Origin of the sequence: Methylobacterium sp. P1-11, assembly GCF_008329595.1 — a bacterium.
In the GTDB taxonomy this organism is placed as follows: domain Bacteria; phylum Pseudomonadota; class Alphaproteobacteria; order Rhizobiales; family Beijerinckiaceae; genus Methylobacterium.
The window spans coordinates 92,320-117,262 of the sequence record NZ_NPKS01000015.1 but is presented as its reverse complement, the minus strand read 5'-3'; the positions used below and the strand labels follow the sequence as shown (position 1 = coordinate 117,262).

The window sequence follows — 24,943 nt, the reverse complement described above, 5'->3', positions numbered from 1 at the left end:
CGGCCGAAGGATCGTTCGTGCCGGACGCGCCCGCCAAATGGGCGCGGCCGCAGACCCCGTCCTCCGCAGAGGTGGGGCTGACGGCCGGGTCGAGCAAGGCGCGCCTGGGCGCGCGCTGTCAAGGCCGCCGAGGGCGCAACACTCGATTCACCCTTCCCCCGGAAACCCGGTGACGGCCTCGGGCACGGAAAGGGAATTCAATCCTTCGGCGCGACCCTGGCGGCCCAGCCCCGCGGCCCGCGGTCGCTACGGAGCCACGCCCCTGACCGGAACAGTGCCCCTCGTCGATCGGATCGGGTTCGGCATCCCGCGCGGCCGGTTCGCGCGCGCGCCGGACGCGCCAGGCTCCAAGGCCTCGCTGGGGCTGCGCATCGCCCTGGCCTCAGCGGCGATCGCCCTGCTCTGGGTTCTTCCCCGCTGGCCCGGCGAGGCTCCGCCAGTCGCGCCGCCGGCCGCAGCGACTCCCTTCGTCCCCTCCGTGCAGGCCTCGCCGGCGCCGCCCGCGGCCGCGGTCGCCCAGTTCGGCCTAGCGGAGCCGGGGCTTGATCCGGTGCGCGTCACCGCCCGCGTCGATCCGCGGACCGGGCTGCGCGAGGACACGCTCACCCGCGGCGACTTCGCGGCGGTCGAGGCGCCGGCTCTGCGGATCCAGCTCACCCGCGGCCTTCAGTCCGGTGCACCGCCAACGCTCTTCGTCCTGATGGCCCGGCGCGCTGCGAACGGTCCGGCCCTCGACCGGCCCGCTCTGGCGGTCGCAAGAACCGGTGCGCGCGGCCAGGTCCGAACCAAGTTCGGCGCGGTCGAGACCCTGGACGTGACCTTCGCGGGCCCGTCGCAGAGGACCTGCACCGGCTTCGTCACCCGCGACGCGGCGTTCCAGCTCGACGGGTGGCTCTGCGCCCCCCTGGCGCGCCCGCCGGAGCCGCAGGCCCTCGGCTGCATGCTCGACGCCCTGAGCCTCGTCGACCTCGCTGATGCCGGCACGACCGCGGCCTTCGCGGCCGCGCCAGATCCTGCAGGCGCGTGCCCGGCGACGGCCGGGTCGGAGGCTCAGAGCAGGGTCGGATCGCTAAGCCGGCGGCCACAAAATAAAAAATGAGGCTGGAGTGTGGCAAAACGCACAAGCTCAGCCATAATTGCGGAACAACAGCCTCGCCCAAGCGTCTTATCGTCAAAGGCGGCGAACTGTTAAGCTTCGGCCGCCATACTGATGGCACTCAAGGACAAGGTTGGCCATGCGCTCGCTTAAGATCGCCCTTCTCGGCGTCGTCGCCGCCACCGGCCTCGGCGCTCTGGCCTCCGCGCCCGCCCAGGCTCAGGATGGCTACGTCCCCGGCCCGATCTACCGGGTCAGCCGGCCGCTTCCGATCCGCGTGCGCCCGCGCAGTTGGCTGGACGCCGGAAACGTGCCGCTGACCTCGAACGTTCCGGGCGCCGGCGGCTCGCGCAACCCGGCTCTGAACCCCTACCTGATCGCGGCCTCGAACCAGCTGACCCCGCCCTACGGTCCGACGGATCGCTTCGGCCGCGGCATCCTGCCGGACCCGATCACCAACGGGCCGTTCATCGGCGCTCGCTCCTCGGCGATCCGCAACGTCGACCTGTCCTTCGTCGACCGGATGGATCCGACATCGCCACTCTACGGCCGCCCCTACTGAGCGGCCCATCCAGGCTGCATGACGTTCGTGAAGCGCGGGTCCTCGGGCCCGCGTTTTTCGTTGGCGGTCGAGCCCGGCCGCGCCTTCACCGACGCCGGATATCCTGTATGCCAAGGGCTGCGGGAGCGCGTGGGCTGCCGAGGCCGGGAACTGTGCCATGAAGCCGTTCGACTGGGTGACCGGATATCCGTCGCTGCGGATGCCGATGTTCGGGCGTAACTGCGTTGCGACCTCGCACGCGCTGGCGGCGCAGGCCGGCATCCAGATGCTGCAGGCCGGCGGCAACGCGGTCGACGCCGCGATCGCCACGGCGGCTGCCAAGACCGTCACCGAGCCGTGCAGCAACGGCCTCGGCTCCGACGCCTTCTGCATCCTGTGGGACGGGAAGGCGCTGCACGGCCTCAACGCCTCGGGCGGGGCTCCGGCCGCCTGGAGCCAGGATTACTTCCTGCGGAAATACGGCGCCGCCGAGCGGCCGCCGATGCGTGGATGGGACTCGGTGACCGTGCCGGGCGCGGTCGCAGCATGGGCGGCGCTGAGCGAGCGCTTCGGCCGCCTCCCCTTCGCCGACCTGATGCAGCCCGCGATCCGCATCGCCGAGCGCGGCTATCTCGCGCCGGTCGTCGTCCAGCAGAAATGGGCGGCCGCGGCCCGGATCGAGGCGCTCACCCGCCAGCCGGGCTTCTCGGAGTTCTTCCTGCCGCGGGGTCGGGCGCCGGATGTCGGCGAGTTGGTGACCTTCCCGGGCGCCGAGAAGACCCTGCGGCTGATCGGCGAGACCAAGGGCGAGGCCTTCTACCGGGGCGAGATCGCCGAAGCGATCGCCGCGCACGCGCGGGCGAACGGGGGCGCGATGACGGCCGCCGACCTCGCGGCGTTCCGCCCCGAATGGGTGACGCCGACCGCGAAGGACTACCACGGCTACACGCTGCACGAGATCCCACCGAACGGCCAGGGCATCGCGGCCCAGATCGCGCTGGGCCTTCTCGAACAGTTCGATCTCGGCGGCCTGCCGGTGGACGGGCCGGACGCGCAGCACCTGCAGATCGAGGCGATGAAGCTCGCCTTCAGCGACACCTACCGGTACGTCGCCGACCCGCGCGGGATGGAGGTGACGCCGGAGGCCATGCTCGACCCTGCCTACCTCGCGGAGCGCGCCAAGCTGATCGACCGGAATCGGGCTCAGGTCTTCGGGCCGGGCAAGCCGCCCGCGGGCGGCACGATCTACCTCACCGCGGCCGACGAATCCGGCATGATGGTGAGCTTCATCCAATCGAACTTCATGGGCTTCGGCTCGGGCGTCGTCATCCCGGGCTGGGGCATCTCCCTACAGAATCGCGGCTACGGGTTCGTGCTCGATCCGGAGAGCCCGAACGTGGTGGCGCCCGGCAAGCGCCCGTTCCACACCATCATCCCGGGCTTCCTCACGAAGGACGGCGCGCCGGTGATGAGCTTCGGCGTGATGGGCGGCAACATGCAGCCCCAGGGGCACGTCCAGACCCTGGTGCGGATGATCGACCACGGCCAGAACCCGCAGGCGGCCTGCGACGCGCCCCGCTGGCGGGTGAACGAGGGCCTTGACATCAACGTCGAGGCAGCGATGCCGGGAGCCACCCTGGAGCGCCTCAAGGCCCTCGGCCACCGGCTTGAGGTGATCGAGGACAGCTACCAGGATTTCGGAGCCGGCCAGTTCATCTGGCGCATGGGCGATCCGGCCGTCGAGGGCTACGTGGCGGCGAGCGACCCGCGCCGCGACGGGCAGGCTGCCGTCTGGTGAGGCGCTATTTCACTTGGAGGCTGTCCACCACCTGGCGGAACTTGGCGAGGACGCCGTCGCGCTGATCCTGCCGCACGACGCCGAGGGCACGGATGTAGCCGTCCGGTGCGAACCGGATGGTCTGCATGACCACCACGGGCTGGTTGGTCGGCTGGTCCAGGGCGCGGGCCACGATCTCGTGCCAGTCGACGCCGTTCGAGCGGTAGCTCTGCGCCCGCTCGAAGACGAAGTCCTTGAGGGTCTGGTTGGACGCCAGGGCGGCGCGGGCGAAGCCGTCCCGCTGCTCGGCCCCGGGCGGCTGCTGCACGGCTTGCGCCAGGACGAGGATCGGCTGTTCCAGATTCTGCATCTGGTCCTTGGGCCCGATGGTGAGGAGGACCGAGTTGCCGGCCATCACCCGCACGGGTCGGAAGCCCGCCATGTCGGCGATGCGGAAGGGCAGCGCGTCGACCTGCTGGGTCAGCGACAGGGCCGGCCGGAGGGTGACGCCCGTCACCATCTTGCGCATCGACGCCTCGGTCTCGGCGTCGGGTAGTGCCTGGGCGATGATCAGCCCGGTCACGGTCGGCGTGCCGACCACTAGGATCCACTTCCGGATCGCCGGCGCGGATGAGCCCGGATCGGCGGGCTGCTCACCGGTGTAGAGCATGCCCTCGTTGTCGCCGATCTTGACCTCCTCGCGCTTCTCGACCGCGAAGCCCTGGCTGAGCAGGTTGGCGTCGGTGAAGCCGCTGACGAGTTCCGCGAAAGCGTTCGGGGGCAGCTCGACGACCGACACGGTCGCGCCGCCCTCCTTCCGCTCGAAGCCCGAGAAACGCCGCGACAGCGACATGTCGGCGGGCGGGTCGAAGCCGAAGCGCGAGCCCGCGGGATAGACGGGATCGCCGGCCCGGGCGGCCGAGCCGAGGCTGGCCGCCAGCGCGGCTGCGCACAGAACCCGTCCCAGACGCAGCGTCAGGTTGCGCATCCGCATCGAAAACCGGTTCTCCTGGTGGACCCAACTTGGGGTTAGTCCGCACGCGATGGGTCTGCCGGGCGACCTGTTCTGTCAAGCCGGCAACGCGGCGCGCCTGCGTTCACGATGAAGGGAAACCGCGAGCGCGGCGGCCGCACCGATCCCGACGGCGTAGGCGAGGAGATTCCAAGCTGAGAAGATGGAGCCCAGGAGGAGCTGACCTGGAAGGGTCGTCCGGAAAGTGTCCAGAGCCGGGGTGTGGACGAGCCGGCTGCCCTCGATGAGCGCGGCGGCCGCGCAGGCGGCGATCAGGCAGGCGTGCAGACCCCAGCCCATCGGTCGCAGGGCGGAGACCAGCAGGAACAGCATCGCCCCCCACAGGATCCCGCCGCCGTAATGGTGGACCGCGAGCGGCACGCCCCAGTGTGGCAGGCGTAGCAGCAGGCCGAGGGCAATCACGGCGGCCGCGAGGCCGAGATGGATCGCCCGGGCCATCGGCAGATCCCGCCGGGCGGGCGCGGCCGGCACGGCCGGCCAGGTTGCGATCCCGTTCACCCGCGCGACCAGGGTGTAGGACACGATCATCAGCAGGAACCAGGACGAGAGCTTGGCCACCGGGACGATCGACCAGTGGTGCCGCTGGTTCGGGTAGAGCCACGTGCCGGACAGCGTGCCGAGATTCTCGGCGAACCAGATGAACAGCGCGACGAGCATCAGGCCGAGCAGGAGCGGCATGGTGCGGTGCTCCCGCCAGACCTTGAAGTACACGGTCGCGGGGGCGAAGGCTGCGACCGCGACCACGATGAGGCCGACGCGCAGGTCGATGCCGCGATGATCGATGAGGAAATTGACGTAGATCGCCACCGACAGGACCGCGAGAAGGCGCAGGCTCGGGTGCCGCGTGAAGCGGAAATCGAACAGGCGCCAGACGCGGGCGAGGTAGCTGCCGACCGCGGCGTACATGAAGCCCGTGAACAGCGGGACGCCGCCGAGCCGGAACAGGTTCGCCTCCGGGTAAACCCAGCTGCCGATGGCGGTCTTGTGGATCTCCATGGCCGTGCCGATGACGTGGAAGACCAGGATCACCCGGGCCTCCGACCACGTCTCCATCCGCAGCCGTAGCATCGCGACCTGGAGCATGAGGGCGGCGAGGAACAGCGCGTCGTACCGGGCGACGGGCGCGTGGGCCGGCCAGACGAGGCGCGTGCCGAGCATGAGTGCCAGGAGCAGGCCGCCGAACAGGCAGGCCCAGCCCTGCTTGAGCCCGAACCTGACGAACTCGTAGAGCCCGGCCGTGACGCGCCCGCGCGCCAGAGCCGCCTCCTGGAGGCGGGCCTCGGCCGCGACGAAGCCGGCGAGTGCAGGCCACTGGGCCGCCGCGCTGACGCGCCCGCCCGGAATCGCCGGCGGCATCGCGGTCGGCCTTTGCTCCGGATCTCGCTCGCGCGTCATGGCGGGGCCGGCACCGTGACCCGTCTCAGGGTGAGATTGCAGCGGCCGCCCGGCGGCAGGAAAGTGGGCCCGTCCGCCGCCGCCAGCAGGTCGCCGTCCGGGTAGAGCCGGTCGATGCCGTGGAAAGCCAGCCGCGATGCGCCGCCCATCACCAGCGCGTCGCCGGCCTGCAGCCGGATCGAGCGGGTCGAGTCCGACCGGCTCAGGCCGCCGTAGCGGAACAGGGCCGCCGCGCCGAGGGACAGCGACAGGACCGGCGCGGCGAGATCGGCCTCGTCGCGATCCTGGTGGAGGCCCATGCGGGTGCCCGGCGCGTAGAGGTTGATGAGGCAGGCTTCCGGCGGCGCCGGATAGGCCGCCAGCGCCGCCCAGGCCGCGCGAGCAGTCGGCGGCAGGGCCGGCCAGGGCCGACCAGTCTCGGGATGGTCGGGCTGGTAGCGGTAGCCGGCAACGTCCGAGACCCAGCCGAGGGGGCCGGCATTCGACATCCGCACCGAGAACGGCTTGCCGGTGCGGGGCATCCGCGGCGTGACGGGTGGCGCCTCGGCGAGGATCGCGGCGATCTCGGCGGCGAGCCGCGCGCGGGCGGCCGCGTCGAGGAAGCCCGGATGGTGGATCAGGCCGGGAGCGAGTTCCGTCGCCACTTAGCTTCCCGCGTCGACGTCCTGCCCCAGCACGGTCTTCGACGCGACCGTGGTGTCGGCGTTCAGCCGGTAGACCAGCGGCACGCCGGTCCGGATCTGGAGATCCGGCACCTGCGCCTCGGTCAGGCCGTCGAGGACCATGACCAGGGCACGCAGCGAGTTGCCGTGGGCCACCACCGTGACCCGCTGGCCAGCCATCACGCGCGGCAGGATCGCCGCAACGTAGCAGGGCAGCACCCGCGCGGCCGTGTCCTTCAGGCTCTCGCCGCCGGGCGGCCGCACGTCGTAGCCCCGGCGCCAAGCCTGGACCTGCGCGTCGCCCCAGCGGGCGCGGGCCTCGTCCTTGTTGAGGCCTGAGAGGTCGCCGTAATCGCGTTCGTTCAGGGCGCGCTCGCGCAGGATCGGGATATCGGAGAGGCCCATCTCCTCCAGAATTAGCGCGCAGGTATGCTGCGCCCGGATCAGCTCGGAGGTGAAGGCCACGTCGAAGCCGTAGCCATCCCGCCTCAACTCGCGCCCGGCCGCCCGGGCCTCGGCGACGCCGCGCTCGGTCAAGTCCGGGTCGCGCCAGCCGGTGAACAGGTTCTGGAGGTTCCACTCGCTCTGGCCGTGCCGGACGAGGACGAGCAGCCGCTCCATCGAGGCCGCGCCGCCGGTCACAGGCCGAGCACGTCGGTCATTGTGTAGAGTCCCGGCGGCTTGGGATGCGCCCAGAGCGCAGCCTTGACGGCGCCGGTGGCGAACAGGCCCCGGTCGGCGGCGTGGTGGTTGATCGTCAGGCTCTCGCCGGTGCCGGCGAAGATCACGCTGTGGTCGCCTACGACGCTGCCGCCCCGGAGGGTGGCGAAGCCGATATCGCCCGGCCGGCGGGCGCCGGTATGCCCGTCCCGGGTCGAGACCCGGACCGCCTTCAGGTCGACGCCGCGGCCCTCCGCGGCGGCCTCGCCCAGCATCAGCGCGGTGCCGGAGGGCGCGTCCACCTTCATGCGGTGGTGCATCTCGCAGATTTCGATGTCGAACTCGTCGCCCAGGGCCTTGGCGACCCGGCTGACCAGGGCGGCCATCAGGTTGATGCCGAGCGACATGTTGCCCGACTGCACGATGCGGGCATGGTAGGAGGCCGCCTTCAACTTGGCGAAGTCGTCGTCCGAAAGGCCGGTCGTGCCGACGACGTGGACGATGCGCGCCTGAGCGGCCAGCTCGGCGAAGGCCACCGTGGCGGCCGGCGCGGTGAAGTCGAGGACGCCGTCGGCGGCCGCGAAGGCCGTGAGAGCGTCGTCGGTGACGGGCACGTCGAGGGGCGGCAGCCCGGCGAGCACGCCGGCGTCCTGTCCGAGCGCCGGGGATCCCGCGCGCTCGATTGCCGCGGAGAGCGTGCAGCCCTCGGCCTGCGCCACCGCGCGGATCAGCATCCGCCCCATGCGCCCGTCGGCGCCGACCACCACGAGCCGCATTCCGTTCCCCAGCTTGCCTTATTCATGCGCGCAGGGACCGGGCCGCGCCGGCCCCGCCCCTGTTCGCCTCGCTGTCCGGGCTCCAGCTCCGCCCTGCGGGCGGCCGGAGCCCGGGCGCTCTCACTCCTTCTCGGGGGCGATCTGCTCGAGCCCGCCGATATGCTTCTGCGCGTAGAGCGGCAGGCCGATCTGCTTGATCAGTTCCAGCTGGGTCTCGAGGAAGTCGATGTGGCCCTCCTCGTCCTCGGCCAGATCCTCGAACAGGCGCTTGGACACGCGGTCGTTGATCGAGTCGCAGTACTTCGCGGCTTCGAGGTAGAGGCTGCGCGCCTCGTTCTCGGCGGCGAGATCGGATTCCAGGATCTCCTGGACGTTCTGACCGATCCGCAGCGGGTCGAGCTCCTGCAGGTTCGGGAACCCGTCGAGGAACAGGATCCGGTCGATGAACCGGTCCGCGTGGTTCATCTCCTCGATCGATTCCTTGCGCCAGAACTTCGCCAGCTCGACGTAGCCCCAGTCATTGAGCATGCGGAAATGCAGCCAGTACTGGCTGACGGCCGTCAGCTCGCTGCGCAGGCCACGATTCAGATACTCGATGACCTTGGTGTCGCCCTTCATGCCCCCGTACTCCTTACCGTGATCTCAGGCGGGGGGTAGAAGCATCAGGCAGCGACTCCCTCATCCGCAGTTTGGAACTTCACCAAACTACACGCGCTGGCGCAAGTCGTCGAGCAAGCATGGCTGCCTTCCACCGCCGGCGCTTCGCCCAGCGCGGTCTGCATGATTGCCCGGATCGTGCGGGCGCAGCGTCCGCATTTCGGGCTGCAGCCGAGGCACGCATAGACCTGCGCGGGCGTACGCGGGCAGCCCGGGCCAGGCGAAAGGCAGCCGCGGACCGCGCCGTCCGATATGACGTTACAAGAACAGACGATCATGCGCGCCGCAAATCCCGTCATCCCCGCGCCCGCCTAGGTCGTCGACGACCGTCCCGGGCACCCGTTCCAGTTTAGAAGAATTGAAAAGTAGTTGGCTTTTCAATACTTTACCGGTTGCGGTCGACATGGCACCGCCGCTCCGGCGGGTCAAGGGCGTGCGATCAAAGTGCGCCCCAAAGGTCGCGCTGGAGTCGCATCGGAGTCACGGTCGTGCCGCGCCGCGGGTCACCGGGCGAGTTCACGCAGGCCGAGCCGGATCAGCACCTTGGCCTCGGCACCCTCCCCCGCGCCCTTGAGGGCGGCCGCGATGGCGGCGGCGGCCTGAACCTGCGGATAGCCGAGATTGACGAGGGCGGAGACGGCATCCGCCACCGGCCGGGGCGCGGCGCCCTCCTCCACGGAGCCGGTGAGGGCGATCAGGGCCGGGTCGATGGGCGCGAAGGCCGGGGCCTTGTCCTTGAGTTCGGCGGCGAGCCGCGCGGCCAGTCGCGGCCCGACCCCGGGCGCGCGGCTGATCGCACCCTTGTCGCCGGTGGCGATCGCGGCCGCCAGCGCCTCGGGTTCGAGGACCGACAGCACACCCAGCGCCACGCGGGCGCCGACGCCCTGCACGGTCTGGAGCAGGCGGAACCACTCCCGCTCGGCGTCCGAGCGGAATCCGTAGAGGCGGATCATGTCCTCGCGGACATGGGTTTCGATCGACAGCTCCGCGGGCTCGCCGGCCTTGGGCATGCGCTGGAGCGTCCGCGCCGAGCAATGCACGATGTAGCCGACGCCCGAGACGTCGAGGATCACGAAATCCTCGCCGAACGAGTCCACGACGCCCCTGAGTTTGCCGATCATGCCACGCCCGCCGCTGTCCCGGGTTGCCTACAGAACCGCGGCGGCCTCCGCCAGACGTGCTTGAGCGCGCAGGGAGATCATGAAATCACGGGCGCCGCGCCGGCCGAGCTTGGCCGGTCACGGGGGACGACCATGCGTGCGCGACTTCTTGCCTTGTTCGGCCTGCTGAGCCTCGGCGCAGCCGCGGCGGCGGACAATCCGGCCGCCCCGCCCGCTCCGGTTGCGCCCAGCGCGGATCCGACGCAGGTCCGGCCGGGGAGCTACGTGCTCGATCCGGACCACGGCAAGATCACGTGGTCGGTCTCCCATCTCGGCTACTCGACCTATTACGGTCAGCTCACCGGCCTGAACGGCACGCTCCAGCTCGACCCGAAGGCCCTGGATAAGAGCCGGCTCGAAGTGACCGTGCCGCTGAGCGGGGTGATGACCGGCAGCATGCGGCTGAACGAGCACCTTGCGGCACCCGATTTCTTCGACACGGCCAAGTTCCCGAACGCCACCTTCACGGCCACCAAGGTCGAGCCGACCAGTCCGACGACGGCGCGGATCAGCGGAGACCTGAACCTGCGCGGCACCGTCCGGCCGTTCGCGATTGACGCCACGTTCAACCAGGCCGGCATCCATCCGGTGGATCAGCGCTACACGGTGGGGTTCGACGGCCGCGCGGTCATCAAGCGCTCGGATTTCGGCATCAACGCCTACCTGCCGCAGCTCGGCGACGAGGTAAGCCTGCGCATCGAGGGCGAGTTCAAGGCCGCGCCCTGACGTCTGGAAGGTCCATCTATCGCGGCTGGAACCGGGGATGCTGGAACGACCGAGCACGCCCGCAGCCGCGTCTCCCTGTCATTTCGGGACCGCATAGCGGGATCCAGATGCGCCGATGCGCGAAGCATGGGCACCGGTAGCGGCTCCGGACTCCGGGCTCGCCTTCGGCACTGCGGAAAGATGGTTCGCATCGACCGGCGCGGGGGCCGACGCGCCGAGAACGCCGCTTCCGTGTGGGGGCCCGTGCCTGCACGCGAGTGGGTCGGGTGACGCCTTGTCGCCGGGGGTGTAGGCAGCCGCCGTCGCGCCGCTGCAGCGAAGGGATGGACCCACATGACCATGCTTTTCCCGAGGGGCACCTCCCGTCGCCGTCCCGAGCTTGACGGGTGCATCACCGCGCAGGTCGGCGCCATCGTGGAGGCCTGAACCGTGCGGCGTGTCGGTATCCTTGGCCTTGCCCTGGCGATGAGCTTCGTGGGCGAAGCCGCGGCGCAGGTGCCTGCGCCGCCCCCTCCCTCGTCGGCGCCGACCGTGGCAACCTCGCCCCTGGACAATTACGCGGCGGCGGCGGCCACCACGATCATCGCCGAGCAGGCCTGTCCGGGCGTGCAGGTGAGGGCCGGCCAGCTCACGACGCTCCGTCTCGCCGCCCGGGTCAATGCCGGCCAGGAGGCGATGCTGGAGGAGAAGCTGCGGACCCGCGCCACCCAGGTGCGCCAGCAGCTCGCCGCCGATGGCCGCGAAGCCTGGTGCTCCGCGGCGCTGGCGGCCTTCGGCCCGGATGGCACCGTGGCCAAGGGCGTCCTGGCCACCGGCGCCCGGATCCGGTGAATACGCCCCGGCACGGCGGCGCGGATTGACACGGAAGCGGCGCGCCCGTAGTGACCCCGCATGGCGCGCGGCCTCAGCTGGGGTCCGCGCGTTTCGCGTTGTCCGGGCTCAAAGTCCGCGCAATGACTTCAAACAAGAAGCCGGTCCAGGGGCAGCCGCCCCGGAGGCCGTTCGAGAACACGAGAGAACGATGTTCGCAGTCATCAAGACGGGCGGTAAGCAGTACCGCGTCGCCGCCAACGACACCATCACCATCGCCTCCCTGGCAGGCGAGGCCGGCGAGGCCGTGACCTTCGGCGAGGTCCTCCTGTTCGCCGACGGCGCAGGCGCGACCCAGGTCGGCGCCCCGACCCTCTCGGGCATCAGCGTAACCGGCGAGATCGTGCGCCACGGTCGCGACAAGAAGGTCATCGCCTTCAAGAAGCGCCGTCGGCAGAACTCGCGCCGCAAGCGCGGTCACCGGCAGGACCACACGGTCGTGCGCATCACCGGCATTTCGGCCTGACGCACGCCAGACGCAGGGCGCGTCAGGGTCCCTGAGGATCCGATCCGCGACCGCATCCAAGCCAATCAGAATTCGGAGTTCATCCCATGGCACACAAAAAGGCAGGCGGCTCGTCCCGCAACGGTCGCGACTCGGAAGGCCGGCGCCTCGGCGTCAAGAAGTTCGGATCGGAAGCCGTGATTCCGGGCAACATCATCGTGCGTCAGCGCGGCACCAAATGGCATCCCGGCGCCAATGTCGGCATGGGCAAGGACCATACGCTCTTCGCGCTGGTACCGGGCCATGTCCGGTTCGAGACGCGCCGCGGGCGCGCCTTCGTGGCCGTAGCACCGCTGGCCGAGGCCGCGGAATAACAGGCGGGCGCCTTTGAGGCGAAGCTGGCGTCCCGCCCGGTGTCCCACACCGGACCGGAGACGTCGTTGCCGAGCCCCTGACGGGCCGGTTCGGACGGAACACCGGGGAGGATGGGACGCCATCCTCCCCTTCGTCGTCTTGAGGCGGTGCCCCGGAGTCGGGAATGCCGCCCTGCGAGGGCACGATGTTCCCCGATCTGACCCGTGATGACGTCTTCCGGATCGAGACACGCCGGCTGTGGCTGCGCTGGCCCACCGCCAAGGACATTCCGGCGATCCTGCGCTGGGCGGGCGAGCCGGAGGTGGCCGAGATGACGGCCCGGATCCCGCACCCCCTCGAACGGCGCGACGTCGAGCCCTTCGTGCTCAAGGTGCGCAGCGGCAACGCCGCCGGCACCGGTCTGACGCTGGCGATCACCCAGCGCTCAGCCCCCGCGACGCTGATCGGGTTGGTCGCGCTGTCGGGCGACGCGGCGGCACCCCATCTCGGATACTGGCTCGGTCGCCCGTGGTGGGGCGACGGGCTGACAGCCGAAGCGGTCCAGGCGCTCGCCGACGCCTATTTTGCCTATGCCGGGGGCGAGCGCCTCCAGGCCCATGCGCTGCCGGACAACCCGGCCTCGCGGCGGGTCCTGGAGAAGACCGGCTTCCGCCGGGCCGGGCGTGTCCTGCGGGTCTGCCCGGCCCGCGGCAGCGACCGGGAGATGGATCTCTTCGGCCTCGACCGTGACGCCTGGATGTCGCGCGCGGCTGCGGTCGAGCCGGCCCCGGAACTCGCGATGGCTTGCTGATGCGGCCCGTCGCCGGCGCCTCCGACCCTGTGGAGGCGCCGGGGGCGGGTTCGGACGCGCCGGCATCCCCATATATCCTGCACCCTGTATCCTGCGGCGGCCCCGGTGCGCCGAGGCCTGCCAAAGACGAGAAGAGCCGTGAAATTCCTCGACGAAGCCAAGGTCTATGTCCGCTCCGGTGACGGCGGCCCCGGCTGCGTCTCGTTCCGGCGGGAGAAGTTCATCGAGTTCGGCGGCCCGAACGGCGGCGACGGCGGCCGCGGCGGCGACGTCTGGGTGGAATGCGTCGAGGGGCTCAACACCCTGATCGACTACCGTTACCAGCAGCACTTCAAGGCACGGAAGGGCGAGCACGGCATGGGCTCGAACTGCCACGGCGCCAACGGTGCGGACACGGTCCTGAAGGTGCCGGCCGGCACGCAGATCTTCGCCGAGGACGGCGAGACCCTGCTCGCCGACCTGACCGAGGTCGGCCAGAGGATCCGGCTGGCCAAGGGCGGCAACGGCGGCTTCGGCAACGCCTACTTCACGACCTCCACGAATCGCGCTCCGAAACATGCCAATCCCGGCCAGGAAGGCCAGGAGATGTGGATCTGGCTGCGGCTCAAGCTGATCGCCGATGCCGGCCTCGTCGGGCTTCCGAATGCCGGCAAGTCGACGTTCCTCGCCAGCGTCACGGCCGCCAAGCCGAAGATCGCCGATTATCCGTTCACGACCCTGCATCCCGGCCTCGGCGTCGTGCGCTCCGATGGCCGCGAATTCGTGCTCGCCGACATCCCGGGCCTGATCGAGGGCGCGCACGAGGGCGTCGGCCTCGGCGACCGGTTCCTCGCCCACGTGGAGCGCTGCCGGGTGCTGCTGCACCTCGTCGACGGCACCAGCGAGCATGCCGGCAAGACCTACAAGCTGGTGCGCGGCGAGATCGAAGCTTATGGCAACGGCCTCGCTGAGAAGCCCGAGATCGTGGCGCTCTCCAAGGCCGACGCGCTCGATGCCGAAACGCTGAAGAGCCAGGTCGCCAAGCTGAAGCGCGCCGCCGGCCGCGCGCCCCTGGTCCTGTCCTCGGCGAGCCGAAAAGGCGTGCCCGAGGCGTTGCGGGCGCTTCAGACGGAGATCGATGCGAGCGCCGAGGCGGAACGGAAGCCGGAGGCCGCCTGGCAGCCGTAGCCGGCGGACCGGCTTCGAGGCTTGGCGGCGGAGGCCGTCCGCTCTCACGGGTCGCTCGGCCCCGACATCCCGAGCGTCGAGATATGTGGCCGTCGATCCGGATGAGTGCGGCGACCCATGTCCTCGCGCGGCTGTTCAACGGGCCGGTCTTGGTTCAAACCCGCACGGAACGCACGTCCCCGCAAAAATCATGATCCCTGCCCTCGAAGAATTCCGCCGTGTGGTGATCAAGGTCGGCTCGGCCCTGCTGGTCGATCGCGCCGCCGGCCGCCTGCGCCATGCCTGGCTCGCGGCGCTGGCCGAGGACATCGCGGAGCTGCACGGCCGGGGAGTCGACGTGCTGGTGGTGTCCTCCGGCAGCATCGCCCTCGGACGGACCGTGCTCGGCCTGCCGCCGGGCCCGCTGCGTCTGGAGGAGAGCCAGGGCGCGGCCTCGGTCGGACAGATCACCCTCGCGCGCCACTGGGCCGAGGCTTTGGGCCATCACGGCATCGTCGCGGGGCAGATCCTGGTCACTCCCCAGGATACTGAGGAGCGCCGCCGTTACCTCAACGCCCGCGCGACCGTGCTGAAGCTTCTGGAGATGCGCGCCGTCCCGGTCGTCAACGAGAACGACACGGTGGCGACCTCCGAGATCCGCTACGGCGACAACGACCGGCTCGCGGCCCGGGTCGCCACCATGATCGATGCCGACGTGCTGGTCCTGTTCTCGGATATCGACGGTCTCTACACCGCCCCGCCCAAGAGCGATCCGGCGGCGCGCCACCTCGCCATCGTCGATCGCATCACCCCGGAGATCGAGGCGATGGCCGGAGGGCCGGCCTCGGAACTGTCGCGGGGCGGCATGCGCACCAAGGTCGAGGCCGCCAAGATCGCGGCCTCGGGCGGCACCCACTTGGTAATCGCCGATGGGCGCGGGAAGAACCCGCTCAAGGCGGTCCGGGACGGCGCGCGCTGCACGTGGTTCCTCTCCGGTTCCACGCCCACGGCCGCCCGGAAAACCTGGATCGCCGGCTCCCTGGAGCCGCGCGGCACCCTCACGATCGATGCCGGTGCCGAGCAGGCCTTGCGCAGCGGCGCCAGCCTCCTACCGGTGGGCGTTCGTGCGATCGAGGGCAGCTTCTCCCGCGGCGACGCCGTCATGATCCGCGATCCGGAGGGTCGGATCCTCGGCCGCGGCCTGGTGGCGTATGACAGCGCCGAGGCCGCGCTGATCATCGGTCATCCGAGCGCGCGCATTCCCGATCTGCTCAATTATCCCGGCCGCGCCTGGATGGTGCACCGCGATGATTTGGCATTGTTCTAGAGATCGTCGATCTAAGCCAATCTATTTACGAACTTTGGTCGCGATCATCGTTAGCATCCCAGGCCAAGCACTCTTGTCGGAGCAGCGCCCGATGTGCAAATACGGCGCTCATCCCCGTTCTGGCCGCCTGTTCGGCCGCCGACAACCGAGGACGCCAGCGTGCCCGTCCTGAACCTGAGATCGGACTTCGCCGAGGCCGATGGGCTGCCGGAGCAGATGGCCGCGATCGGCCGCCGCGCCCGTGCGGCGGCGCGGCGCATGGCGCTGGCCTCGGCGCGGACCAAGGACATGGCGCTCAAGCTGATCGCCGAGCGGATCCGTGCGAGCCGGGACGAGATCCTGAGCGAGAACGCGCGGGACGTGGCCGCCGCCCGGAGCGCGGGCCAGAGCGCCGCGCTGATCGACCGCCTCACCCTCGACCCAGGGCGCCTTGCCGCGATCGCAGATGCCGTCGAGAAGGTGGGCTCGCTCGCCGATCCGGTCGGGCGGCAGCTTGCCGCCATCGAGCGGCCGAACGGCCTGCTGATCGAGCGCATCGCGGTGCCGCTCGGCGTCGTCGGGGTGATCTTCGAGGCGCGCCCGAACGTGACCGCGGATGCGGGCGCGCTCTGCCTCAAGGCCGGCAATGCCGCGATCCTCCGGGCCGGCTCGGACAGCCATCGCAGCGCCATGGCGATCGCGCGGGCCATGAGCCGCGGTCTCGCGGATGCGGGCCTGCCGGAGGACGCCATCCAGCTGGTGCCGACCCGCGACCGCGCCGCGGTCGGGCTGATGCTCGCCGGCCTCGACGGCTGCGTCGACGTGATCGTCCCCCGCGGCGGGCGCGGCCTCGTGGAGCGCGTCCAGGCCGAGGCGCGGATACCGGTTTTCGCGCATCTCGACGGGATCAACCATGTCTACGTCGCCGCGGCGGCGGACCTCGGCATGGCCCGCTCCGTGCTGCTCAACAGCAAGATGCGCCGAACCAGCGTCTGCGGCGCCGCCGAGACCCTGCTGGTCGATCGCGCCTGCGCGGCGACGCATCTCGCGCCGCTCGTCCGCGCGCTGCTCGATGCCGGCTGTGCCGTCCGCGGCGATGCCGAGACCCGTGCGGTCGATCCGCGGGTGACGACCGCTTCCGAGGAGGATTGGCACACCGAGTATCTCGACGCGATCATCGCGGTGCGGGTGGTCGACGGGATCGGGGCCGCCATCGAGCATATCGAGACGTATGGATCGCATCACACCGACGCGATCATCACTGGGGACAATGCCGAGGCCACCCGTTTCCTGGCCGAAGTCGATTCCGCCATCGTGACGCACAACGCCTCCACGCAATTCGCGGATGGCGGCGAGTTCGGGTTCGGGGCCGAGATCGGCATCGCCACGGGGCGGATGCATGCGCGCGGACCGGTGGGTGTCGAGCAGCTGACCACGTTCAAATATCGCGTTCACGGCAACGGCCAGACCCGTCCGTGACCCGAGTGGAAGGTCCGGCGTGCGGCTGATCCTGCCGCCGTGCGCCCCGGGCATGCGGATCGGCCTCTACGGCGGGTCCTTCAACCCCGCCCATCTGGGCCACCGGCACGTCACTCTCTCGGCGCTGCGTCGGCTCGGCCTCGACCGGGTCTGGTGGCTGGTCAGCCCCGGGAACCCGCTGAAGAACCGGAGCAGCCTCCCCTCCGTGGAAGAGCGGTGCGGGCAGGCGCGGCGCATCGCCCGGCATCCCCGAATCGCCGTCACGGGCTTCGAGGCGGCTCTGGGCGTCCGCTTCACAGTCCAGACCCTGCGCTTTCTCACGCGCCGGTATCCGGGCGTTCACTTCGTCTGGATCATGGGGGCCGATTCGCTCGCCACCTTCCACCGCTGGAAAGGCTTTGCCGAGATCGCACAGCTGATGCCGATCGCGGTGATCGACCGCCCCGGCTTCACCATGACGCCTCTCAGCGCGCGGGCGGCGCGGCGCCTGGCCGGCGCCCGGATTCCCGAGGAAGCGGTATCGACCCTCGCGCTGCGTCCGCCGCCGGCCTGGGTATTCCTGCACGGGCCCCGCTCGCCCCTGTCATCCACGCAGATCCGCGCACGGATCGGGCCCGGGACACCGCAACTCCCGCCGGCGCGGTTGCAATCGACGCCCGATACCGCCAATTTCATAGAATCCCGCAATGCCCGATGGCGCAGTGCGGCAGAACGAGGAACCAGGACTCTGCCCGAGATCAGTCGCACGGAGATGATCCGTCCCCCCGTCCAGGCCCCGGGCGAAGCCGGTCAGGCGCGCTCGGACGACCTGAAGGCCCTCGCGCTCGAATGTCTCGACGACATGAAGGCCGAGGAGACGATCGCGATCGATCTGGCCGGCAAGACCTCGCTCGCCGACACGATGATCATCGCATCGGGCCGTTCGCAGCGGCATGTCGGCTCGATCGCCGACAAGATCATCCAGGAGATGAAGAATCGCGGCTTCGGCAACGCCCGGGTCGAAGGCATGCCGGCCTGCGACTGGGTACTGATCGATGCCGGCGACGTGCTCGTGCACATCTTCCGTCCCGAGGTTCGGGGCTTCTACAATCTCGAGAAGATGTGGGGCGCCGACCGCCCGGTCGGGATCGCGGCCGGCTAGGACGGATCGCGCTCCGTGCGCTTGGTCCTGGCCGCGGTCGGACGGTTGAAGGCGGGGCCGGAGCGTGAGCTCGCCTCACGATATCGCGACCGCGCCGCGCAACTCGGTCGCGGCCTCGGCTTCGCAACCTTCGACAGCGTCGAGATTCCGGAATCACGTGCCCGCCGCGCCCTCGACCGCTGCGCCGAGGAAGGCACGGCGCTCGCGGCCCTTCTGCCCCCCGGCGGTGTGCTGGTCGCCTATGACGAGCGGGGCCGGGCGGACCTCGGCAGCGACGCTTTGGCCGAACGTGTCGCCGCCTGGCGCGATGCGTCGCGCCCGGCTCTGGTCGTGGCGATCGGCGGGCCGGACGGTCTGGACGCCTCAATTCGGACGCGGGCGGAGTTGATCCTGTCCTTCGGGGCCGCAACCCTGCCTCACGGACTCGTGCGCGTGCTCGCCCTCGAACAGCTCTACCGCAGCCTCACCATCCTGGCCGGACACCCGTATCATCGCGGTGAGGCGGGCTGAGCGGCCGTGGCGATTTCCGAGATTGGAGCCGAGCCGAGCCAGGCATCACGACGGGCGCTGCCGGCGCTCGCCCTTGTGGCCCTGGTGTCGTTCACCGGTACGGCGCACGCGGAGGCTCCTAAGCCCACCGATCCCGAAGCTATTGAGCGCGCCAACGAGGAGCGCGAACGCCGTGCGGAGAATCTGAAGCGCGTTCAGGACGCGCTCGCCGCCAGCGCCGGTCAGCGCACCCAGTTCGAGACCGAGATTGCGGCGATCGGATCCGACCGGGCGAAGCTCGATGCCGCCCTCCTCGACGCGAACCGGCAGGCACAGGCGACCGAAGACCGCCTGAGCCGCCTGGAAGAGCGCCTGAAGGCGATGAGCGAGAGCGAGGCGGCGATCCGGCACTCGCTGCAGGGTCGACGCAGTGTGGTCGCCGAGATCCTGGCGGCGCTCCAGCGCATGGGCCGCCGTCCGCCACCGGCCGTCCTGGTGTCCCCCGAGGACGTGCTCGCCGCCATTCGGACCTCCATGCTGCTCGGTGCGGTGGTGCCGGAACTGCGCGGCGAGGTCGACACGCTGGCGGCCGATCTCGCGGAAATGATCAGGCTGCGCGGATTGATCGCGCAGGACAAAGAGGGTCTGTCCAATGACCTCGCCGGCTGGGCGCGGGAGCAGCAGCGCCTGCAGGCACTGGTCGCGGCCCGGCGCGCCCGTCAGGCCGAGATCGAGAGCGGCCTCACGGCCGAGCGCCGGCGCGCCACCGAACTCGGCGCTCAAGCCAAGAGCCTGAAAGATCTGCTCGACCGCACAGAGGCGGAAGTTGCGGCAGCGAAGCGCTCCGCCGAAGAGGCCAAGGCCGCGGCCGAGCGGGAGGTGCGCGTCACGCAGGAGCGCTTCGCCGCGGCGGGCTTCCGCGACCCTGCCAGGCTGGCACCCAAAGTGCATTTCGCCGAGGCGCGGGGCGAAGTGCCGCGGCCGGTGAGTGGACGCGTCGCGCGCGGCTTCAACCAGCCCGACGGCAATGGCGGTACGACGCGGGGGGTGTCGTTCACGACCCGTCCGAAGGCATCGGTCTCTTCGCCGGCCGACGGCTGGGTGCAGTTCGCAGGGCCGTTTCGGTCCTATGGGCAACTCTTGATCATCAACGCGGGCGACGGCTACTATCTTCTGCTCGCGGGCATGGATCAGATCAGCGTCGAGGTCGGTCAATTCGTGCTCGCGGGTGAACCGGTCGGCAGCATGGGCGACAAGGGCGCGGGTCCCGGCGGATCCGAGGGTGATCCCACCCTGTACGTCGAGTTCAAGAAGGACGGCGGCTCCATCGATCCGGAGCCGTGGTGGGCAAAGAGCCCGAACAATACGGTACTTGGCGAGAAGGTTCGCGGCTGATGCGCAAGACTTCCCTGATCATGCTCGGCGCCTTCCTGGGTGCCGGCACCTCGATGGTGGCCACCCAGACCGACTTCCTGTCAGGTCCGCGGGCCGTCGCAGCGTCGGCCGAGACCTACCGTCAGCTGAGCCTGTTCGGCGACGTGTTCGAGAAGGTCCGCACCGACTACGTCGAGAAGCCCGACGAGTCGAAGATGATCGAGGCGGCCGTCAACGGCATGCTGACCTCCCTCGATCCGCATTCGAGCTACATGGACGCCAAGGCGTTCCGCGACATGCAGACCACCACCCGGGGCGAGTTCGGTGGTCTCGGCATCGAGGTCACCATGGAGGACGGCCTGATTAAGGTCGTCACGCCGATCGACGATACCCCGGCCGCCAAGGCCGGCCTGCTCGCCAACGACGTCATCACGCAGATCGACGACGATCAGGTCCAGGGCCTCACCCTGAACCAGGCGGTCGACAAGATGCGCGGCCCGGTGAACTCGAGCGTCAAGCTGAAGATTTCGCGCAAGGAGTCGAAGGACCCGATCGACGTCACGCTCACCCGCGACGTGATCAAGATCAAGCCGGTGCGCTCGAAGGTCGAGGGCGGCGACGTCGCCTATATCCGCCTGACTCAGTTCAACGAGCAGACCTTCGACGGGATGCGGGCGGCAATCGACAAGCTGACGGGCGAGATCGGGGCCGACAAGATCAAGGGCTACATCGTCGACCTGCGCAACAACCCAGGCGGCCTGCTCGATCAGGCGGTGATGGTGTCGGACGCCTTCCTGGATCGCGGCGAGATCGTCTCAACCCGCGGCCGCAACCCGGACGAGACCCAGCGGTTTTCCGCAAAGGCCGGCGACCTGACCAAGGGCAAGCCCATCGTCGTGCTGGTCAATGGCGGCTCCGCCTCGGCGTCCGAGATCGTGGCCGGCGCCCTTCAGGATCACAAGCGCGCGACGATCATGGGCACGCGCTCCTTCGGCAAGGGCTCGGTGCAGTCGATCATCCCGCTCGGCGGCTCCGGTGCCCTGCGCCTGACGACGGCGCGCTACTACACGCCGTCGGGCCGCTCGATCCAGGCCAAGGGAATCGAGCCGGACGTCGAGGTCACGCAGGATGTTCCGGACGAACTGAAGGGCAAGGACGAGACCAAGGGCGAGGCGGGCCTGAAGGGCCACCTGAAGCAGAAGGATACCGACGAGCGCGGCGGCTCCTCCGCCTACGTTCCGCCGGATCCCGCCAAGGACAAGCAGCTGATCTCGGCCGTGGACTTCCTGCACGGCATCCAGAAGGGCGCGGCCAATGGCACGCCGGCGGCGCAGCAGCAGAAGCCCAGCCTGCCGAACTGACCCCACATACGATGGATCGAGAATAACCAGATCCCGCCCGGCTCACCGCCGGGCGGGATTTCCCGTTCCGGAATCAGGGATTAGCGGAACATTAACCATACTCGACGGCAATGGACGGAAGGATTGGCGCGCGCCGACCGGCGCTGCAAGTGTGATCCCGCATCGAGAGCCGCTTGACCGAGTCCACCGACGATATCCTCACGCGCCCCCTCGGGGTGCCGGAGGCGGTGCCGGCGCAGCCCGCAAGCCGGTTCGGGCGGCTGATCGCGGCTGCCCGCCGGCCCCGGATCGCCGCCGCCGCGATCGCGGGCGGCTTCGCCGTGTCGGCCGGCCTGATCGTGGCGCTCGGCGATCCGCAGGGCGGTGAGCCCCGGGTGCAGGTTGCGATCACGATGCGTGAGCCTGTGGTCCGGCCGACCGCACAGGCTCCCGTCCCAGCACAGCCGGACGTGATCACGACGGCTCCGGGAACGGCGCCGCTTCAGCGAAGCGCAGAGGAGATCGAGACCGCATCCGGCGTGACGGTGGTGCGCCCGCCTGGCAGCGGACCGAGCGAGGCCGTGGTGATCCGCGTGCCGCCGCCGAACGCCCCGAGACTCGCCCCGGCCCCGGATCCGCGGATCAGCGAATCCGGTCGCCACGGCCTCATGCCGAAGCTCGGCGAGAGCCGCATCCGCGCCCTTGACGTCTACGCTCGCCCCGAGGAACCCGGGACCGGGCCCCGCATCGCGATCGTGGTGACAGGGCTCGGCGTCGGCCAAGCCGCCACCGCGGGCGCCATCGCGCGCCTGCCCGCGGCCGTGAGTCTCGCCTTCTTGCCTTACGGCGGCGAGGCCGAGCGCTCCGCTGCCCGCGCGCGGGATGCCGGCCACGAAATCTTCCTCCAGCTGCCCATGGAACCGTTCGATTACCCCGACAGCGACCCGGGGCCGCAGACCCTGCTGACCGCTCTGAGGGGACCGGAGAATGCCGACCGCCTCGCCTGGGCGATGGCCCGCTTTCCCGGTTATGTCGGCGTGGCGAACTTTATGGGATCCAAGTTGATGGTCGATGCGGCCTTCGAGCCGATCCTGCGCGAAATCGGCGCGCGCGGCCTCGGGTTCCTCGACGACGGCACGGCCCCGAGGGCTGCGACCCCGCCCGGTAACAAGGGCAAGACCCCGATCGTCCGCGCCGAGCTCGTCCTCGACGCGACGCCGCGCGCCGATGCCATCGACGCTGCCCTAGCCCAGGCGGAGGCTCGGGCCCGCGCCAACGGCTTCGTCCTCGTCTCCGCGAGCGGAGCGGCGCTCAGTGTCGACCGAATCGCGCGCTGGGCGAGGGAGATCGATGCCCGTGGCCTGCGCCTGGTCCCGGCAAGCGTTGCGCTTCGCGGCGGTCGCGACAAGCGGGTCTCGACGGCTGATTGAGAGCGCGCGGATCCAAAGTCAGCGCAAGTCGATCCGGATCCTCCGGGGCCGGTGAAGACTGGGGCGACGTTGCCGCCTCCCCCACCCCTGACCTATGGTTTCTGCGATGGTGAAGGATTCGGACCCGGGCACTGCCCTGCCCTACCGCCCCTGCGTGGGCATCGCTCTGATCGCGCCCGCGGGCGGGGTCTTCGTCGGGCGGCGCACCAAGGATGCCGGCCCCGAACACGTCGCCGGTCCGCATATGTGGCAGATGCCGCAGGGCGGCATCGATCCCGGCGAGGATGCCGAGGCCGCCGCGCGCCGCGAGCTCTACGAGGAAACCAATGTTCCGCCGGATGCCGTGAGACTCCTCGCAGAGATCCCGGACTGGCTCGCCTACAATCTGCCGCCCGCAGTGATGAAACAGGCCTGGAAGGGTCGCTACCGCGGCCAGACGCAGAAATGGTTCGCCTACGGCTTCGTCGGCAGCGAGGAACAGATCGACGTGCTCAACCCCGGCGGCGGCGCCCACAAGGCAGAGTTCGACGCGTGGCGCTGGGCGCATTTCTCCGAGCTTCCGGATCTGATCGTTCCCTTCAAGCGGCCGGTCTACGAGCGCGTCGTCGCGGCCTTTGCCGGCCTCGACCAGTGGGCGGTGCGGACATGACCGCGCGGACGGGACACTGAGGCCATGCGCTGGCTCGCGGTCCCGCTCGCCCTGGCCCTCGCGTGGCTCGCCTTCACGATGAGTCCGCTCTGGTCGCTCTACGACCTCGCGCAGGCGGTTCGTCGGCACGATGCGGCCTATGTCGAGAGCCACGTGAACTTCCGGACGCTGCGCCTGTCGCTGGTCCGGCAGATCACCGCGGCGATGCGCATGGCGTCCGAGAGCGACCCGGATTTGGAACCCCGCGACCGCCAGCGCCTCAACGACGCCGCCTACGGCCTTGCCTTGGCGCTCGCGGAAACGATGGTCACGCCGGAGACGGTGATCGATCTTTTGGCCAATGGCTGGCCCGACAAGCTCGACGTGGAACGGCCGGCCGGCGCCCGCCCCGAAGGTCTGGCGATCCGCAGCCTCGGGCGGCTCATGTCGTATTACGCGGCGCTGGAGATGCGGGGGTTCCGCGCGGTGGTGATCCCGATCCCGCCCGAAGCCTCCCGCGCCGAGCGCACGCGAATCCGGCTGCGGCTGCGCGGACTGAGCTGGCGCCTCGTCGATATCGAGATGGCCGACGTGCTGCGCGAGCAGATTGCCGCCAAGCTCAGCCGGGCACTGGCGCGCGCCAAGATCGGGGCCAGCGCCGGCGAGGAGCGCTGACGGCCCCGGGGGGCGCTCTTGCACGGGCGACACGGCATCTTGTCGGAGGCCGATCCAGGCCGGGAACCGATCAGCCCGGCCCGATCCCTCGGCGCGTGAATCGCGCCACTACTTCGCCTTCGGCGCGCCGGCCGCGTCCTTGGGCTCGCGCGCCTCGATCAGGTCCTCGGCCTTCTCCTCGTCGGTGTCGCCACTCTGCTCGATAGTCTTGCTCGGATTGGCGAGCAACGACCGCACGATCCCGAGCAGAACCTCGCACTCGCCGGGGAACTTGTAGCTCTCGAGGACGATCGCGGCGTCGCGCAGGGTCCGCAGGTCGCGCACCAGCTGGGCGTTGGCATCCGCGCGCAATTCGCTCTTCTTGGCGATCGCCTCCTCGATCTGCGCGCCCTTCACGTCGCAGGCGGCCCGGGCCGGCGATGCAGCGACCAGAACGGCGATCGCGAGGCCGAGTGCGGGAAGGGTGCGCCCCATGGCGGTTATCCTCGGAGGTCCGGTTCAGACGGCGTGAAGGAGCGTGGCGCGCAGAACATCCTGCGTCAGCGCCACGAGTTGGCTCGGACGATAGGGCTTCGGCACGAAGACCGAGCCCGGAACCGCTTCGCAAGGCGGGAGCGAAGCCCGCCCCCCGGAGGTGTAGACGACCGGAAGGCTGGGAGAGAGCCTGCGGGCGCAGCGGGCCAGCGACAGGCCATCCGTGTTGCGGGCCAAGTCGATATCGGTGAAGAGCAGATCGACGCTCTCCCGAGCGAGGATCGCCTCGGCCTCCCAAGCGTCCGCGGCCGTGAGCACCCGATACCCTTCATCGAGGAGCGCTTCGGCGGCAAGCTCGCATACGGTCGGCTCATCCTCGACCACCAGGATCGTGGCGACGGCCCGGTCCGGGACAAGCGGGGACGGGCAGACGAAAGCGGCGAACGGAACCATGACGCAACTCCCACTCACCCGGCGGGGGCACGATGTCCCCGAGCC

General features: G+C 70.1%; 28 protein-coding genes and 1 pseudogene. 19 read left to right on the top strand and 10 right to left on the bottom strand.

The genetic code is table 11. The annotated features are described in order from the left end of the window. The first annotated feature begins 274 nt into the window (after window positions 1-274). The 3 genes from CIW48_RS16810 (at window position 275) to CIW48_RS16800 (ending at window position 3,435) form a co-directional block, all read left to right on the top strand. A complete protein-coding gene (locus CIW48_RS16810) occupies window positions 275-1,099 on the top strand; it encodes a hypothetical protein (RefSeq protein ID WP_246695281.1) in 825 nt (274 codons plus the stop codon). Between the two features lie 136 nt (window positions 1,100-1,235). Continuing rightward, entirely contained in the window at window positions 1,236-1,658 is a 423-nt protein-coding gene (locus CIW48_RS16805; RefSeq protein WP_149311785.1) for a hypothetical protein, read from the top strand. A 157-nt stretch (window positions 1,659-1,815) separates the two neighbouring features. Beyond that, window positions 1,816-3,435, top strand: coding sequence for a gamma-glutamyltransferase family protein (locus CIW48_RS16800; protein ID WP_149311784.1), 1,620 nt, complete (start codon window positions 1,816-1,818; stop codon window positions 3,433-3,435). A gap of 4 nt (window positions 3,436-3,439) precedes the next feature. Here the strand turns inward: CIW48_RS16800 and CIW48_RS16795 are convergent, their stop codons facing one another. The 8 genes from CIW48_RS16795 to ruvA all read right to left on the bottom strand — a co-directional run bounded on the left by CIW48_RS16795 (window position 3,440) and on the right by ruvA (window position 9,718). After that, on the bottom strand, window positions 3,440-4,408 hold the full coding sequence (locus CIW48_RS16795; RefSeq protein ID WP_149311783.1) for a hypothetical protein: 969 nt from the start codon (window positions 4,406-4,408) through the stop codon (window positions 3,440-3,442). Between the two features lie 75 nt (window positions 4,409-4,483). After that, entirely contained in the window at window positions 4,484-5,842 is a 1,359-nt protein-coding gene (locus CIW48_RS34700; protein ID WP_149311782.1) for a DUF817 family protein, read from the bottom strand. Next, complete coding sequence (locus tag CIW48_RS16785; protein WP_149311781.1) at window positions 5,839-6,486, bottom strand: alpha-ketoglutarate-dependent dioxygenase AlkB; 648 nt, start codon at window positions 6,484-6,486, stop codon at window positions 5,839-5,841. Before CIW48_RS16785 ends, CIW48_RS34700 begins: the two co-directional genes overlap by 4 nt. Further along, window positions 6,487-7,125, bottom strand: coding sequence for a 2,3-bisphosphoglycerate-dependent phosphoglycerate mutase (locus tag CIW48_RS16780; RefSeq protein WP_149311841.1), 639 nt, complete (start codon window positions 7,123-7,125; stop codon window positions 6,487-6,489). A gap of 17 nt (window positions 7,126-7,142) precedes the next feature. Beyond that, window positions 7,143-7,940, bottom strand: a complete 798-nt coding sequence (dapB, locus tag CIW48_RS16775; RefSeq protein ID WP_149311780.1) for a 4-hydroxy-tetrahydrodipicolinate reductase — start codon at window positions 7,938-7,940, stop codon at window positions 7,143-7,145. 120 nt (window positions 7,941-8,060) lie between these two features. Further along, window positions 8,061-8,558, bottom strand: coding sequence for a bacterioferritin (bfr, locus tag CIW48_RS16770; RefSeq protein ID WP_012317139.1), 498 nt, complete (start codon window positions 8,556-8,558; stop codon window positions 8,061-8,063). Window positions 8,559-8,602: 44 nt separating this feature from the next. Then, the gene (locus CIW48_RS34010) at window positions 8,603-8,875 is read right to left on the bottom strand and encodes a (2Fe-2S)-binding protein (RefSeq protein WP_091781532.1); all 273 of its coding nucleotides are present in this window, start codon (window positions 8,873-8,875) and stop codon (window positions 8,603-8,605) included. 225 nt (window positions 8,876-9,100) lie between these two features. Beyond that, on the bottom strand, window positions 9,101-9,718 hold the full coding sequence (gene ruvA, locus CIW48_RS16760; RefSeq protein WP_149311779.1) for a Holliday junction branch migration protein RuvA: 618 nt from the start codon (window positions 9,716-9,718) through the stop codon (window positions 9,101-9,103). A 132-nt stretch (window positions 9,719-9,850) separates the two neighbouring features. Between ruvA and CIW48_RS16755 the strand changes: the two genes are divergently transcribed. The 16 genes and pseudogenes from CIW48_RS16755 to CIW48_RS16680 all read left to right on the top strand — a co-directional run bounded on the left by CIW48_RS16755 (window position 9,851) and on the right by CIW48_RS16680 (window position 23,971). After that, window positions 9,851-10,483 carry a YceI family protein gene (locus tag CIW48_RS16755; RefSeq protein ID WP_149311778.1) on the top strand — a complete coding sequence of 211 codons (633 nt, stop codon included), beginning with the start codon at window positions 9,851-9,853 and terminating at the stop codon, window positions 10,481-10,483. Between the two features lie 429 nt (window positions 10,484-10,912). After that, window positions 10,913-11,314: a hypothetical protein gene (locus CIW48_RS16750; RefSeq protein WP_246695280.1), complete on the top strand. Its 402-nt coding sequence runs from the start codon at window positions 10,913-10,915 to the stop codon at window positions 11,312-11,314. A 190-nt stretch (window positions 11,315-11,504) separates the two neighbouring features. Continuing rightward, a complete protein-coding gene (gene rplU, locus CIW48_RS16745) occupies window positions 11,505-11,819 on the top strand; it encodes a 50S ribosomal protein L21 (protein WP_010683509.1) in 315 nt (104 codons plus the stop codon). 86 nt (window positions 11,820-11,905) lie between these two features. Next, window positions 11,906-12,172 (top strand): 50S ribosomal protein L27, encoded by a 267-nt coding sequence (gene rpmA / locus CIW48_RS16740; protein WP_091781540.1) that lies wholly within the window; start codon window positions 11,906-11,908, stop codon window positions 12,170-12,172. 185 nt (window positions 12,173-12,357) lie between these two features. Further along, window positions 12,358-12,963 (top strand): GNAT family N-acetyltransferase, encoded by a 606-nt coding sequence (locus CIW48_RS16735; protein WP_149311839.1) that lies wholly within the window; start codon window positions 12,358-12,360, stop codon window positions 12,961-12,963. A gap of 138 nt (window positions 12,964-13,101) precedes the next feature. Continuing rightward, window positions 13,102-14,130 carry a GTPase ObgE gene (gene obgE, locus CIW48_RS16730; RefSeq protein ID WP_149311777.1) on the top strand — a complete coding sequence of 343 codons (1,029 nt, stop codon included), beginning with the start codon at window positions 13,102-13,104 and terminating at the stop codon, window positions 14,128-14,130. Window positions 14,131-14,320: 190 nt separating this feature from the next. After that, window positions 14,321-15,436 carry a glutamate 5-kinase gene (gene proB / locus CIW48_RS16725; RefSeq protein ID WP_091781546.1) on the top strand — a complete coding sequence of 372 codons (1,116 nt, stop codon included), beginning with the start codon at window positions 14,321-14,323 and terminating at the stop codon, window positions 15,434-15,436. 159 nt (window positions 15,437-15,595) lie between these two features. Further along, window positions 15,596-16,894, top strand: a complete 1,299-nt coding sequence (locus tag CIW48_RS16720; protein WP_149311776.1) for a glutamate-5-semialdehyde dehydrogenase — start codon at window positions 15,596-15,598, stop codon at window positions 16,892-16,894. A gap of 19 nt (window positions 16,895-16,913) precedes the next feature. Continuing rightward, window positions 16,914-17,501 (top strand): annotated as a pseudogene (locus tag CIW48_RS16715) (nicotinate-nucleotide adenylyltransferase); the annotation flags it as partial. Window positions 17,502-17,645: 144 nt separating this feature from the next. After that, entirely contained in the window at window positions 17,646-18,035 is a 390-nt protein-coding gene (gene rsfS / locus CIW48_RS16710; protein WP_149311838.1) for a ribosome silencing factor, read from the top strand. Between the two features lie 15 nt (window positions 18,036-18,050). Beyond that, window positions 18,051-18,545 carry a 23S rRNA (pseudouridine(1915)-N(3))-methyltransferase RlmH gene (gene rlmH, locus CIW48_RS16705; protein ID WP_149311775.1) on the top strand — a complete coding sequence of 165 codons (495 nt, stop codon included), beginning with the start codon at window positions 18,051-18,053 and terminating at the stop codon, window positions 18,543-18,545. A gap of 75 nt (window positions 18,546-18,620) precedes the next feature. Further along, window positions 18,621-19,919, top strand: a complete 1,299-nt coding sequence (locus CIW48_RS16700) for a peptidoglycan DD-metalloendopeptidase family protein (RefSeq protein WP_246695285.1) — start codon at window positions 18,621-18,623, stop codon at window positions 19,917-19,919. Further along, window positions 19,919-21,259: a S41 family peptidase gene (locus tag CIW48_RS16695; protein ID WP_149311774.1), complete on the top strand. Its 1,341-nt coding sequence runs from the start codon at window positions 19,919-19,921 to the stop codon at window positions 21,257-21,259. Before CIW48_RS16700 ends, CIW48_RS16695 begins: the two co-directional genes overlap by 1 nt. A 173-nt stretch (window positions 21,260-21,432) precedes the next feature. Further along, on the top strand, window positions 21,433-22,668 hold the full coding sequence (locus CIW48_RS16690; RefSeq protein WP_149311773.1) for a divergent polysaccharide deacetylase family protein: 1,236 nt from the start codon (window positions 21,433-21,435) through the stop codon (window positions 22,666-22,668). Window positions 22,669-22,762: 94 nt separating this feature from the next. Then, window positions 22,763-23,317: an RNA pyrophosphohydrolase gene (locus CIW48_RS16685; protein WP_149311772.1), complete on the top strand. Its 555-nt coding sequence runs from the start codon at window positions 22,763-22,765 to the stop codon at window positions 23,315-23,317. A 24-nt stretch (window positions 23,318-23,341) separates the two neighbouring features. After that, on the top strand, window positions 23,342-23,971 hold the full coding sequence (locus tag CIW48_RS16680; protein ID WP_149311771.1) for a DUF2939 domain-containing protein: 630 nt from the start codon (window positions 23,342-23,344) through the stop codon (window positions 23,969-23,971). A gap of 108 nt (window positions 23,972-24,079) precedes the next feature. On the opposite strand, the gene CIW48_RS16675 is transcribed toward CIW48_RS16680, so the two are convergent. Further along, the gene (locus CIW48_RS16675) at window positions 24,080-24,445 is read right to left on the bottom strand and encodes a photosystem reaction center subunit H (RefSeq protein ID WP_149311770.1); all 366 of its coding nucleotides are present in this window, start codon (window positions 24,443-24,445) and stop codon (window positions 24,080-24,082) included. A gap of 24 nt (window positions 24,446-24,469) precedes the next feature. Further along, entirely contained in the window at window positions 24,470-24,898 is a 429-nt protein-coding gene (locus tag CIW48_RS16670; RefSeq protein WP_149311769.1) for a response regulator, read from the bottom strand. Between the last annotated feature and the right edge of the window lie 45 nt (window positions 24,899-24,943).